At 69.7% G+C, this 13,001-nt stretch carries 13 protein-coding genes; 8 read left to right on the top strand and 5 right to left on the bottom strand.

The features are described 5' to 3' along the window. The first annotated feature begins 338 nt into the window (after positions 1 to 338). The 8 genes from rpmH (at position 339) to SKED_RS18685 (ending at position 6,947) form a co-directional block, all read left to right on the top strand. Positions 339 to 476, top strand: a complete 138-nt coding sequence (gene rpmH / locus SKED_RS18720; RefSeq protein ID WP_159808264.1) for a 50S ribosomal protein L34 — start codon at positions 339 to 341, stop codon at positions 474 to 476. Positions 477 to 502: 26 nt separating this feature from the next. Continuing rightward, a complete protein-coding gene (gene rnpA, locus SKED_RS18715) occupies positions 503 to 841 on the top strand; it encodes a ribonuclease P protein component (RefSeq protein WP_245534592.1) in 339 nt (112 codons plus the stop codon). Then, positions 838 to 1,140: a membrane protein insertion efficiency factor YidD gene (yidD, locus tag SKED_RS19675; protein WP_012868755.1), complete on the top strand. Its 303-nt coding sequence runs from the start codon at positions 838 to 840 to the stop codon at positions 1,138 to 1,140. The genes rnpA and yidD overlap by 4 nt, the downstream gene beginning before the upstream one ends. Before the next feature lie 123 nt (positions 1,141 to 1,263). Then, positions 1,264 to 2,361, top strand: coding sequence for a membrane protein insertase YidC (yidC, locus tag SKED_RS18710; protein WP_012868754.1), 1,098 nt, complete (start codon positions 1,264 to 1,266; stop codon positions 2,359 to 2,361). A 52-nt stretch (positions 2,362 to 2,413) separates the two neighbouring features. Beyond that, positions 2,414 to 2,950, top strand: coding sequence for a Jag family protein (locus tag SKED_RS18705; protein ID WP_042438202.1), 537 nt, complete (start codon positions 2,414 to 2,416; stop codon positions 2,948 to 2,950). 139 nt (positions 2,951 to 3,089) lie between these two features. After that, positions 3,090 to 3,722, top strand: coding sequence for a 16S rRNA (guanine(527)-N(7))-methyltransferase RsmG (rsmG, locus tag SKED_RS18700; RefSeq protein ID WP_012868752.1), 633 nt, complete (start codon positions 3,090 to 3,092; stop codon positions 3,720 to 3,722). 671 nt (positions 3,723 to 4,393) lie between these two features. Further along, positions 4,394 to 5,596, top strand: coding sequence for a ParA family protein (locus SKED_RS18695; protein WP_425358123.1), 1,203 nt, complete (start codon positions 4,394 to 4,396; stop codon positions 5,594 to 5,596). Between the two features lie 172 nt (positions 5,597 to 5,768). After that, positions 5,769 to 6,947: a ParB/RepB/Spo0J family partition protein gene (locus SKED_RS18685; RefSeq protein ID WP_012868749.1), complete on the top strand. Its 1,179-nt coding sequence runs from the start codon at positions 5,769 to 5,771 to the stop codon at positions 6,945 to 6,947. Positions 6,948 to 7,094: 147 nt separating this feature from the next. On the opposite strand, the gene SKED_RS18680 is transcribed toward SKED_RS18685, so the two are convergent. The 5 genes from SKED_RS18680 to SKED_RS18660 all read right to left on the bottom strand — a co-directional run bounded on the left by SKED_RS18680 (position 7,095) and on the right by SKED_RS18660 (position 12,946). Further along, positions 7,095 to 8,048, bottom strand: coding sequence for a D-alanine--D-alanine ligase family protein (locus SKED_RS18680; RefSeq protein WP_012868748.1), 954 nt, complete (start codon positions 8,046 to 8,048; stop codon positions 7,095 to 7,097). Then, the gene (locus SKED_RS18675) at positions 8,045 to 9,355 is read right to left on the bottom strand and encodes an aminotransferase-like domain-containing protein (protein ID WP_012868747.1); all 1,311 of its coding nucleotides are present in this window, start codon (positions 9,353 to 9,355) and stop codon (positions 8,045 to 8,047) included. The genes SKED_RS18680 and SKED_RS18675 overlap by 4 nt, the downstream gene beginning before the upstream one ends. A 241-nt stretch (positions 9,356 to 9,596) precedes the next feature. Further along, positions 9,597 to 9,938, bottom strand: coding sequence for a thioredoxin (gene trxA, locus SKED_RS18670; protein WP_012868746.1), 342 nt, complete (start codon positions 9,936 to 9,938; stop codon positions 9,597 to 9,599). After that, positions 9,935 to 10,936 carry a thioredoxin-disulfide reductase gene (gene trxB, locus SKED_RS18665; protein WP_012868745.1) on the bottom strand — a complete coding sequence of 334 codons (1,002 nt, stop codon included), beginning with the start codon at positions 10,934 to 10,936 and terminating at the stop codon, positions 9,935 to 9,937. The genes trxA and trxB overlap by 4 nt, the downstream gene beginning before the upstream one ends. Before the next feature lie 171 nt (positions 10,937 to 11,107). After that, positions 11,108 to 12,946, bottom strand: coding sequence for a protein kinase family protein (locus SKED_RS18660; protein WP_012868744.1), 1,839 nt, complete (start codon positions 12,944 to 12,946; stop codon positions 11,108 to 11,110). Between the last annotated feature and the right edge of the window lie 55 nt (positions 12,947 to 13,001).

Here is a 13,001-nt window from a genome sequence, read left to right as displayed (position 1 = left end):
CACAGCCTGTGGGTTATCGGTACGGTTGTTCGAGACGCTGAGAACTCCGTGACTCTGCCTGTGGACAACCATGCCTCGTGTGCGGGTGCCCGCCGACCTGGACACCTTCTTCCACAGGTGGACGGAAGCAGTCCACAGCTGTGGACCGAGACTCGCCCGCAGCGGGTCCTCAGGGGTGGGTTTGACCTGTGGTACCCCGACCACGTACCGTTTGACAGCCAGTTCCGTCGCTTCCGCATGCCCTCAGTTCTCTGCAGGGGACGTCATGCACGACTCTCGAAGTGGCGCTCCGCGTGTCCACCGAGGATGCGCTTCCCCAACGTGTTTTGGAGTACCTCGTGACCAAGCGGACCTTCCAGCCGAACAACCGGCGTCGTGCGAAGACCCACGGCTTCCGGCTGCGCATGCGCACCCGTGCGGGTCGCGCGATCCTCGCAGCCCGTCGCCGCAAGGGCCGTTCCGAGCTCTCTGCCTGAGCTCGGTGCTGCCCGCGGCGCATCGTATGCGCCGTCCCGGTGATTTCAGCCGGGCGGTGCGCGGCGGTGTGCGCACAGGAAAATCGACCATGGTCGTCCACGTCGCAGCCTCTGGCTGCGCGGAGGACGCGCCGTCGGTCGGTTTTGTTGTATCTAAGGCCGTGGGCAACGCCGTGGTGAGGAACAAGGTCAAGCGGAGGATGCGGGCGCTCGTCGCCGAGCGCCTCGACACCCTGCCCCAGGGCAGCCTCGTGGTGGTGCGGGCTCTCCCGGCCTCGGCCGACGCCGAGTACGCCCGGCTCTCCGGCGACCTCGACAGCTGCCTCTCCCGGTCCTTGTCGCGACAGCAGCGGAGCGGGTCATGACGGCCGTAGGTGCGCAGCAGACCCCGCCGGGCCAGCCGGCCCGGCGTCGTCGCCGACCTGTCACGTCGGCCCTGCGCGGCCTGGTGAGGCTGTACCAGCGTTACGTCTCGCCCCTGTCCCCGCCGCGGTGCCGGTTCTACCCGTCGTGCTCGGCGTACGCGGTGCTCGCGCTCGAGGAGCACGGTGCTCTCCGGGGCACCCGGCTCGCCGTCTGGCGGGTGCTGCGGTGCAACCCGTGGAACTCCGGGGGCGTCGACGACGTTCCAGGGACAGGGCCTGCAGCCGACCATGAGCACTGACCGTCCGGAGCACCCTGAAGATCTTCGTCGCCGATCCTGCCGACGACTCACGCACGACGCTTGTCCTAGAGGAGCCACAGCCATGGAGTTCACGACGATCCGCTGCTCGAACGAGCGGGTGGCATGATGCAGATCCTCTACCCCCTCGAGTGGGCCGTGGCGTGGATCATGTTCCTCTGCCACAAGCTCTTCGTGTTCATCGGGCTCCCGGACGGCGCCGGTGTCGCGTGGATCCTCTCCATCGTCGGTCTCGTCATCGTCATCAGGACGATCATGATCCCGCTGTTCTTCAAGCAGATCCGCGCGTCGCGCGGGATGCAGATGGTCCAGCCGGAGCTCCAGGCGATCCAGAAGAAGTACAAGAACAAGAAGGACCCTGCCTCTCGCGAGGCCATGAGCCGCGAGACGATGGCGCTCTACAAGAAGCACGGCACGAACCCCTTCGCCTCCTGCCTCCCGGTGCTGCTGCAGGCGCCGGTGTTCTTCGCTCTGTTCCGCGTCCTCAACAGCCTTCGCGGGATCGCTGACGGGACCAAGTCGGGCATCGGCCCGATCGACCAGGCGGTGGCGCAGGCGGCCGAGACGTCGTCGCTCTTCGGCGCTCCGCTGTCGTCGACGTTCCTCCACGAGCCGACGGACCTCAACACCAAGATCGTCGCCGGGGTGCTCATCGTCTCCATGGCGGCCACGCAGTTCCTCACGCAGCGTCAGCTGACCATGAAGAACATGCCGAAGGCGGCCCTCGAGGGCCCCATGATGCAGACCCAGAAGATCATGCTCTACATGCTGCCGGTCATCATGGCGGTCTCGGGCGTGAACTTCCCGGTGGGTGTCCTCATCTACTGGACCACCACCAACCTGTGGTCCATGGGCCAGCAGTTCTACACGATCCGCAAGATGCCGGCTCCGGGCTCCGAGGCCGAGCGCCTGCTCAACGAGCGCAAGGCCCGCAAGGCGGCCCGCAAGGGGATCGTCATCGAAGAGGACAAGCCGACGGTCATCGAGCAGCCGCGCGGGCAGCGTCAGCAGCCCAAGCGCAAGGACCGTCAGAAGGCTCGTCCGGCAGGCACGGCGCCGGTGGTCGGTGCCTCTGCGTCGACGCCGTCCTCGACCGAACCCTCCGCTCCCGAGGACTCCTCTGCCACCTCCGAGTCGCCGGCTCCGAAGGCTGCGAGCACGCAGCGTCAGCAGCCGCAGGGCAAGAAGCGCAAGAAGCGCTGACGCAGCGCGACCCGACTGTGCCTGTCCACCACGGACACCGATCCGGACCTGAATGGAGAATCCCGTGACTGCAGAGACCCCCGCTGTCGAGCCTGAGGTTCGTACCAAGACGACGCTGCTGGAGGAGGAGGGCGAGGTCGCCGCGGACTACCTCGAGGAGCTCCTGGACATCGCGGACCTGGACGGTGACATCGACATCGACGTCGACCACGGTCGGGCTGCGGTCGAGGTCGTCGCGGACGACCAGGAGTCCCTGAGGCACCTCGTCGGTCGCAACGGCGAGGTCCTGGACTCGCTGCAGGAGCTGACCCGGCTCGCGGTGCAGACCAAGACGGGAGAGCGGAGCCGGCTCATGCTCGACGTCGCGGGCTACCGCGCAGAGCGTCGTGCCGAGCTGACCGTGATCGCGAACGAGACGATCGAGCGCGTGAAGGATTCCGGCGAGAAGGTCGCGCTGGACCCGATGAACGCCTTCGAGCGCAAGGTCGTCCACGACGTCGTGACGGAGTCGGGTCTGGTGAGCGAGTCGTACGGGATCGAGCCTCAGCGGTACATCGAGGTCGGTCCGGCCGCAGCCGGCGAGCAGTAGGTCTTCGCTCCGGACGATCGGCCCGGTACGGGCTGATCGTCCGGTGCATCACTCTTGTCGGGTATCGAACCCGGTCGGAGATGCTCTGGCGCGCCACCCGGCCCAGAGCAGGGCGGTGGATGAGGTCAGAGGACAGACGATGGACGAGAACTACGAGCGGTCGACGCTCTCCGACTACTTCGGTGAGGCGTTCCCCGCCGTGGAGCGCTTCGCCCACGAGCTGACCGTGCAGGGCGAGCTGCGCGGCCTGATCGGCCCGCGCGAGCTGGGGCGGATCTGGGACCGGCACATCCTCAACTCGGCCGCCGTGGTCCAGTACCTCCCTGAGCAGGGGACCGTCGTCGACATCGGTTCGGGGGCAGGTCTCCCCGGTCTGGTCATCGCGGCCATGCGCCCGCAGGCAGAGGTCATCCTGGTGGAGCCGATGGAGCGCCGCTGCGTCTGGCTCGCCGAGATGACCGACGCCATGGGCCTGACGAACGTCGAGGTGAAGCGCGGACGAGCCGAGGAGTTCCACGACGCCTTCGAGGCCGATGTCGTGACGTCCCGCGCCGTGGCGGCGCTCGACAAGCTGGCTCGTTGGTCGCTCCCTCTGCTCCGCCCCGGCGGTCAGCTCGTGATCCTCAAGGGCCGCAACGTCGCGGGGGAGATCGAGCCCGCGCAGAAGGTGCTCCGGAAGTTCCGCATGAGCGCGCCCGAGATCCTCGAGGCTCGCACCATCGAGGGTGCTGAGCCCACGACCGTGCTGAGGACGACCCGCGGGAAGAAGTAGCAGCGCCGGTCACGGCCCGCCAGAGAAGGGCTGGGGGAGTGGACCGCGTGTCCGCGCTGCGCAGCCTCGTTGACGCAGGACGCGGATGCGGGAGGTGGGGGTTGAGACCATCAGGTCTGATGGCCTGGTCCCTGGTACCAGGTCTCGGGATCCGAAGCCCCGGAGACCTGGTCTCAGTTCGGGCTCTCACAACTGTTGGCGTGTGGCGCATGGAATCTGACCGCGCGCCCGCCGACCCGCCGACCCGTCCTGTGGCCACCACGACGAGGTTTCGCGTGAAACACGAGGCTGGTCCTGCACAGGACTGCCGTGACCGACGCTACCCCGCCTGGCGAGTGCTGGCAGACACATTCGCTCAGGCGCGATGTTCCACGTGGAGTTGACCGCTGCGTAGTCTCGCGGGACAGATCACGGATCTGATGCGGTCTGGCGAGACCACGCCGAACGTGCCGAGCCGAGCAGCGCTTCGAGCAGGCGGTGGATCGTGTTCCACGTGGAACACACGGCAGCCATGAGCGAGGTGTTTCACGTGGAACCAACCGCATCAGGCAGCTCCGGACGCTGAGGCCAGCACGCCGGCTCGACCGGGTCTGTTCCACGTGAAACGTCGTCCTGCGGCCCTAAGGTCGCCGAAGAGCGGGGCAAACCTACTGATTTAGTACTCCGACGCTGTGTTTCGTGCCATCGATCAGGCGCGTCAGAGTCGTCGACCTCGTCGCTCACACGCCGCACGCGGATGGTGCTGGCGTCACCCCTACGCAGTAGTCTTCATCCAGAAGGTCTGCTCGTCGTCTCCTGACGGGCAACCGATCCGATCAAGGGTTGTCAGTGTGGAGGAAGATCGCGTGTCCGTGGCACCAGGAAGCTCATCCCGAGGCCGTGATCTCGGAGCAGCCAGCGATGTGGCGGCCAGTCTCGGAGCGCCGGACACGGCGGGTCGTGGAGGTGCCGACCCGATGACAGAGCTGCTCACCGCCTTCCCGGCCGAGGACGACTCGACCCCCCTCGCGGCCCAGCTGCTCGTCGACACCAGGCGACGGATGTCGCTCGAGGGGCGCCAGTTCCGGAAGCCGGACACCACCCGGATCATGACGATCGCCAACCAGAAGGGTGGGGTCGGCAAGACGACGACGACGGTCAACCTCGCGGCGAGCCTCGCTCAGGGCGGCCTGAACGTCCTGGTGATCGACAACGATCCTCAGGGCAACGCGTCGACCGCTCTCGGGATCGACCACCGCTCCGGGGTTCCCTCGGTCTACGAGGTGCTGGTCGAGGGACTCTCGATCGCAGAGACGGTTCAGCAGTGCCCAGAGTTCCCGAATCTTCTCGTCGTGCCCGCGACGATCGACCTCTCCGGTGCTGAGATCGAGCTCGTGTCGCTCGTTTCACGTGAAACGCGGCTCCGCCGCGCGGTCGACAGCTACCTGGCAGAGCGCGAAGCGGCGGGCGAACCGCGGATCGACTACGTCCTGGTCGACTGTCCTCCGAGCCTTGGTCTTCTTACCCTCAACGCCTTCGTGACGGGCCGGGAGGTGCTCATCCCGATCCAGTGCGAATACTACGCTCTCGAAGGGCTGAGCCAGCTGCTCAAGACGATCAAGCTCATCCAGGCGCACCTCAACCCAGACCTTCATGTGTCGACGATCCTCCTCACCATGTTCGACGCTCGGACCAACCTGGCGACCCAGGTCGCCTCAGAGGTTCGTGAGCACTTCGGCGCGGAGACCCTGGCCACCTCGATCCCGCGATCGGTGCGCGTCTCAGAAGCCCCGAGCCACGGGCAGACGGTGATCTCCTACGAGCCGAGCTCCACCGGTGCGCTGGCCTACCGTGAGGCCGCACGTGAGCTCACTGAGCGTGCGGGTGCGGCGTGATGAGCTCTTCGCGCGCACACGGCTGCGCGCAGAGGCTCGGAGGTCACCAGGAGATCGAAAGGTCGACGGCGACCCGCTTTCAGCAGCACCCGCTCGACGGTACTCGCGAGCGAGAGGATGACCACCGGAGCCAGTTCTCGACTCCGGGGTTCCACGACGGAGAGGTACACCTGTGAGCGAGAAGCGCCGCGGTCTCGGCCGAGGGCTCGGGGCCCTCATCCCCACCGCTCCTGACCTCGAGCGTCCGGTGGACGTGTTCTTCCCACCCAAGCAGCAGGTCGAAGGGGAGGAGCCCAACAGCACCGCCATCGCCGACTCGGCGGCAGTGGTCGCCAAGCTGCGCGCGCCTCGTGAGCCCAAGAAGACCACCGGCGGCTCCCAGCGGGGCTCGATGGCGGCCGCTCTGACCAGCGCCGGCGGCTCGTCCGCGACGACCGCGCGCGACCGCGGGACCGTGCGGATCGACTCAGTTTCACGTGAAACGTATCTCGCAGCCACAGGCACGGAGCCCGAGTCGACGCTGGTCCCCGTCCCCGGCGCGACCTTCGCGCACCTCCCCGTGGAGTCGATCCGACCGAACGCGCGCCAGCCGCGCACGGTGTTCGACGAGGGTGACCTGGCTGAGCTCGTGGGCTCCATCCGCGAGATCGGCGTGCTGCAGCCGATCGTCGTGCGTCCCACGGACGAGCCCGACCGCTATGAGCTCATCATGGGGGAGCGGCGTTGGCGCGCCTCCCAGGAGGCGGGCCTCGGGGCGATCCCGGCGATCATCCGAGAGACCGAGGACGGGGACCTGCTCCGTGACGCGCTGCTCGAGAACCTCCACCGTTCAGCACTGAACCCGCTCGAAGAGGCCGCCGCCTACCGGCAGCTGCTCGACGACTTCGGGTGCACGCACGAGGAGCTCGCGGTCAGGATCTCTCGGTCCCGTCCGCAGATCTCGAACACCCTCCGCCTGCTCAAGCTCCCGCCGCTCGTGCAGCGACGTGTGGCCGCCGGCGTGCTGTCTGCTGGCCATGCGCGAGCGCTGCTCGGCCTGCCCGACGGTGCACAGATCGAGCGGCTGGCCCAGCGGATCGTCGCCGAGGGCCTCTCCGTCCGTGCCACCGAGGAGATCGTCGCGCTCGGCGGCGACGAGGCCCCGACGAAGCCCGCGCAGCGCCCCCGGGCCGGCACCCGGATCCAGGCGATCGACGAGCTCGCGACGCGCCTCTCCGACAGGTTCGAGACGCGCGTCAAGGTCGACCTGGGCAAGACCAAGGGCAAGGTGACCGTCGAGTTCGCCTCTGTCGAGGACCTCAACAGGATCCTCAACGTCATGGCGCCCGAAGAGCCAGGGCTCTTCTCCTAGGCAGGAGCCGCCAGCCGCCAGCCGCCGGTCGCCAGCCGCTAGCGTCGCACCCGTACGAGAGCAGGGTCGGAACCGTGACGGTTCCGACCCTGCTCTCGTACGTGCTCCTGCCCGGTCCTCGGGGTAGCTCCTGAGCGACCCGCGCCGTCAGGCGCTCGCGACGGGCAGCGCGTGGTCGACCACGGACCGGTAGAGGGTCGGCAGGGACCAGCCGCCGGCCAGCGCTGCCTGCGGGAGCAGAGACGTCTCGGTCATGCCCGGCGCGACGTTGACCTCGAGGAACTGGATGGTCCCGTCCGCCTGGAGGATGAGGTCCGTCCGGGAGATGTGCCGCAGGCCCAGGGCCTCGTGCGCGGCGATGGCGGTGGCCGCGACCGCCTCGGCGTGGCTCGACGGGAGTCGGGCAGGAGAGAAGTACTCGGTCCGACCCGGGTTGTATCGAGCGTCGTAGTCGTAGGGGCCTTCGGTGACGATCTCGACCGCAGGCAGGGTGCTCAGGCCGTCGACGGTCTCGACGACCGACACCGCGAGCTCGACGCCGTCGACCGCCCGCTCGATGAGTGCGACCTCGCCGTAGGCGAAGCAGCTCACCATCGCCTGCGGGAGCTCTGCGACGGTCCGGACCAGGCTGACCCCCAGGGCGGAGCCGCCGCGCGACGGCTTGACGACCAGCGGCAGCCCGAGCTTGTCGACGACCGCAGACATGACAGCCTGCGCCCCGAGCTCGCGGAAGAGGCTCTGCGGCAGCGTCACGTACTCCGGGGTGTCGATGCCGGCGCGTGCCACCACGGACTTGGCGACCGGCTTGCTCCAGGCGATACGTGAGGCGCGCGGCCCGGTGCCCACGTAGGGGACGTCGAGGAGGTCGAGGACGTCGCGGATGGAGCCGTCCTCGCCGCTCGCCCCGTGGAGGATGGGCCACACGACGTCCGGCCGTGTCTCGGCGAGAGCGGGGATGAGGTCGGCGTCGACGTCGTGGACGGCCACCTCGACGTTTGCCGAGCGCAGCGCCTCGGCCACGCGGCGACCCGAGCGCAGGGACACGTCACGCTCGTGCGACAGGCCGCCGGCCAGGACGAGGACGCGGGGGGAGTGAGTCATACGAGATCTGGTCCTGGGTTGTCGGTGTCGGTGACGTCGTCGAGGTGGGCCGTGGTGCCGAAGATCTCGACGAGCTCGCGCTCGGCGTTGACCACCGAGGCGAGCCGGCGGACGCCCTCGCGGATCCTGTCGGGCGTGGGGAAGCAGTACGACAGCCGCATGTGGTCGCCGCCCGTCCCGTCGGCGAAGAACGCCGTGCCTGGGACGTAGGCGACGCGCCCCGTGACCGCCCGGGGCAGCATGGACTTGGAGTCGAGCCCCTCGGGGAGCTTGACCCACGTGTAGAAGCCACCGTCGGGGACCGTCCAGGAGGCGTCGGGCATGTGCTCGGCGAGAGCGCCGACCATCGCGTCGCGACGCTCGCGGTACAGGACCTGGAACGCCTTGATCTGCGCCTTCCAGTCGCTCGTCTCGAGATAGCTCGAGATCGCCATCTGCGAGGCGTTGGAGGGGCAGAGGATCGCGGACTCCGACGCCAGGACCAGCTTCTCGCGGACCGCGTGCGGTGCGACCACCCACCCGACCCGGAAACCGGGGGCGAAGGTCTTGGAGAAGGAGCCCAGGTACAGGACGCCGTCCTCGTCGGTCGCCCGCATCGCCTGGAGCGGCTCGGAGCCGAACCCGAGGAGGCCGTAGGGGTTGTCCTCGACGACGAGCACGCCGTGCCGACGGGCGATCTCGAGGACGCGCGGACGGCGCTCGAGGCTGAGGGTGACCCCGGCGGGGTTGTGGAAGTTGGGGATCGTGTACAGCAGCTTGACCCGCCGTCCCGCTGCGGCGAGGGCGGTCAGCGTCTCGTCGAGGGCCTCGGGCACGAGGCCGTGCTCGTCGAGGGGCACGTGCACCACGTCGGCCTGGTACGAGCGGAACACGCCGAGCGCGCCGACGTAGCTGGGGGCCTCGGCGACGATCACGTCGCCCGGGTCGATGAAGATGCGGGTGACCAGGTCGAGCGCCTGCTGGGAGCCCGTCGTCACGACCACGTCGTCCGGGTGGGCCTCGATGCCCTCGAGACGCATCACCTCGAGGATCTGCTCACGCAGGGCCTCGTGGCCCTGACCCGAGCCGTACTGCAGCGCGGTGGTGCCGTGGGTGGCGATGAGCCGCTCCATGCTCGCGGCGATGGTCTCCATCGGCAGGCCCTCGAGGTAGGGCATGCCGCCCGCGAGCGACACCACCTCCGGGCGGTTCACGACGGCGAACAGGGCTCGCACCTCGGATGCTCGCATGTTGTGCGCACGCTGGGCGTACGCACCGAACCACGGGTCGAGTCGGGTGCCGGGAGTCGGCGGTGTCGGAGGCGTCACCCGGCCAGTCTCGCACGAGGGTCCGGGGGATCGCGTGAAGGGACACCAGACGGACCGTGCGCGCTCTGGTGCCCGTCCGGCGGTTCGACCCCAGGTCCCGGTCCGGGCCGGGACGAGCGGTGGCCCTGGACGCACGTCGGGCCCCCTGGTGGTCCAGGAGGCCCGACGTCAGATGCTGCTGTGTCGTGTGCGTACTGCGTACTGCGTACTGCGTGGTGGTGGTGCTGGGCGGTCCCGCCCGTCAGCCGATCTCGGCGAGGACGGCGTCGATCTCCTCGACCAGCGACCTCTTGGGCCGTGCGCCGACGATCGACCGGACGAGCTCGCCGCGGTGGTAGATGTTGAGCAGCGGGATCGACACGACGCCGTAGGCGGCCGTGACCTGGGGGTTCTCCTCGGTGTCGACCTTGGCGATCGTCAGCCGGCCGGCGTAGTCGGCCGCGATCTCGTCGAGCACCGGGGCCACGAGGCGGCACGGGCCGCACCACTCGGCCCAGAAGTCCACGAGGACCGGGACGTCGGACTCGAGGACGACGCTCTTGAAGGTGTCGTCGGTCGCGTGGACGGGGGTCGAGACGGTCATCGTGCCTCCAGTGCTTCGACGGCCTCGACGAGCTCGGTGGGCGAGTCCTGCGCGCCGACGAGGTCTGCGAGGTAGTGCTGGGCGTCGAGGGCCGCGGCGCAGCCGGAGCCTGCAGCGGTGATCGCCTGGCGGTAGGTGTGGTCGACGGCGTCGCCGCAGGCGAAGACACCCTCGAGGTTGGTGCGGGTCGAGCGCCCCTGGACCTCGATGTAGCCCTCGGCGTCGAGCGTCACCTGCTCCTTGACCAGCTCGGTGCGCGGGTCGTGGCCGATCGCCACGAAGAGACCGCCGGCGGCCACGTCGCGCTCCTCGCCCGTGAGGGTGTCGCGCAGGCGGACGCCCTCGACCTTGTCGGCCCCGTGGATCCCGACGACCTCGGAGTTCCAGGCGAACTCGATCTTGGGGTCGGCCTCGGCGCGCTCGGCCATGATCTTCGAGGCACGCAGGGCGTCGCGACGGTGGACCATCGTCACCTTGGACGCGAAGCGGGTGAGGAAGGTGGCCTCCTCGACCGCGGAGTCGCCGCCTCCGACGACCACGATCTCCTGGTCGCGGAAGAAGAACCCGTCGCAGGTGGCGCACCACGAGACGCCGCGGCCCGACAGGCGCTTCTCGTCGTCGAGGCCCAGCTCGCGGTACGCGGAGCCGGTCGCGAGGATCACGGCGCGGGCCGAGAAGACGTCACCGTTGCCGGTCGTGACGACCTTGAGCGGTCCGTCGAGCTCGAGGGACACGGCGTCGTCCCACTCGATCTGGGCACCGAAGCGCTCGGCCTGCTTCTGCATGTTCTCCATGAGCTCGGGGCCCATGATCCCGTCGACGAACCCGGGGAAGTTCTCGACCTCGGTGGTGTTCATCAGCGCACCACCGGCCGTGATGGACCCGGCGAGGACGAGCGGGGCGAGGCCGGCGCGGGCGGCGTAGACCGCGGCGGTGTACCCGGCCGGACCGGACCCGACGATGATGAGCTCGTGCGTGGGGGTGGTCTGTGCGGTCACTGGTCGTGCCCTTCGGTCGGTGGTGCGGTACGGCGGGTCGTGGGTGGTGCTCGCCCTGCGCAGCGGGGTGGCTGCTAGGACCAGAACACCGGGTTGCACGGGCTTGTTCCCGTGCTGGGGCTCACTGGTGGTTCGGAACCAGGGCCGCGTCAGATGGCCCTGGGCGGCACGTCACGACAGGCTGATGTCGTAGACGTGCGCACGGAACTTGCCGTCGGCCGCCGTCGGGAGCTCGGTGAAGAGGATCACGAGGCTCTGGGTCTCGACAGGCCGGGAGAGCGTGAACGGGGTCTCGCCGTCGAGCGGCCCCGAGGCGAGCAGCTCCCCGCCGCGGGGGTCGGAGGAGTCGGTGAGCCGGATCTCGACGTTGCCACCGGTGTTCTGCGTCGACAGGTACACGGTCGACACCGTCGCCGGCTGCTCGAGCCTGATCGCGTAGGCGAGCAGGCGGTCGAACCCGCCGAAGGCCGCGGTCTTGTACTCGAGGGAGTACCAGGCGGTGGCGCTGTCGTCGTCGAGCGCGAGGCCGGCGTTCTCGTTGTAGTCCTGCTCACCGGGGTTGGTGAGGACCTCGCCGCTCGCGATCACGGGGAGCGCCGCCGGGGCGGGCTCCTCCTCGGCCGGCTCCTCGGTGGGGTCGGCCGCGTCGGTCGCGTCGTCAGCGGGCGGCGCGGTCGTGGCCGCCGCGGACGGGTCGAGCGTCACGGGGTCGAACCCCGCGAAGAGGGTGTTCTTGGCCAGCACACCTGCGCCGAAGACGAGGACGAGCATGAGGACCAGGACGTAAGGGGTCGGGTTCAGGCGCAATCGTCTGCCGCTTCTCGTTGTCGGTGGGCGCGCGCCGTCGTCGGGGCGCGTGGTGTCCACGGGGGGTGAGGTCGGGGCTGAGGAGGCCACCGCAGGCTCGCTGCGGGTCGCGGTGGTCGTGGCGACCGGTGCGGTCGCCGCCGCGGGGGCTGGTGAGGTCGGTGCCGGGGGCACCTGGCTCGGGCCGAGGGTCAGCGAGGTCGTCGCAGCGGCGGCGGTCGCCGGGGCGACGACGCGGGGGATGCGTCCCGTCGTCGTGCCTCGGCGGACAGGTCCGGCCGGTGGGGGCGTCCCCGGCAGCGCGGCACCGCGGGAGGTGCTGCCGGTGGCGCCGAGCGACCGCACCGACTGGCGGGTCACCTCCCGTGTGACGGGGGGCTCGAGCGGCTGGACGGCCACCGGGACCTCCCCGGTGACGGGGACGTGCTCGGTGCTCCACGGGGCGAGCTCGGAGACGAGCTCGCCCGGGGTGGTCGGACCGTCGTCGTGCGCCCCGAGGGTGACGGAGCAGAGGGTGTCGAGGTCGCGCGGGATGCTCTGGTCGACGTCGCGCGGCGGGACGAGCGCCTCGCCGGGCGCCTGCAGCCCGGCCGGCGTGGGGACACCGGGGTCGAGCGCGGCGACGTCGTGCGCGACGCGGGGGAGGTCGCCGGTGAGCGCGTAGTGCAGGAGCGCGACGAGAGCGACCGTGTCGGCGCGTGAGGCCTCCTCGCCGTCGAGCCTGGTGTCACCGTGGACGAGGTCCCCGTCGATCCCCAGGCCCGTGACGCGGACGCGGCCGCGGTGGACCCTGATCGCCGACGGGCGCAGCGCACCGTGGTGCACCCCGCGCCGGCTGGCTGCTGCGAGCGCGGTCGCCGCAGCACCGACGACGGCACGGGCGGCGTCCGGCGACAGCGGCCGGGCCTCGACGAGGTCGGCGAGCGTCGAGCCGACGTAGGGCTCCGTGACGACGATGCTGCGCGACGCGTCGTGCAGGACGTCGATGACCCGGGTGACGTGCTCGTCGGAGACGAGGGCCGCGCGGCGTGCCGCGTCGAGGGTCAGGGGGGCGTCGGGCGACGTGATGATGCTCAGCCGGACGGGCCGGTCGAGGATCTGGTCCGTCGCCTCCCACGCCTCGACGCCGACGAGGTCGCTCGGCGCAGGTGTGTCCAGCCGGTAACGGGCGACGACGAGCTCGCCGCCTTCCAGGTCAGCCACCCCACGAACCCCGATCAGTCGTCGTCAGAGCGCGCCCGTACGGCGCGTCCCGCGC

Origin of the sequence: Sanguibacter keddieii DSM 10542 (assembly GCF_000024925.1) — a bacterium.
GTDB classification, from domain to species: Bacteria; Actinomycetota; Actinomycetes; order Actinomycetales; family Cellulomonadaceae; genus Sanguibacter; species Sanguibacter keddieii.
Note: the sequence above shows the minus strand (reverse complement) of the source record. Positions and strands in the feature narration are given on the sequence as shown.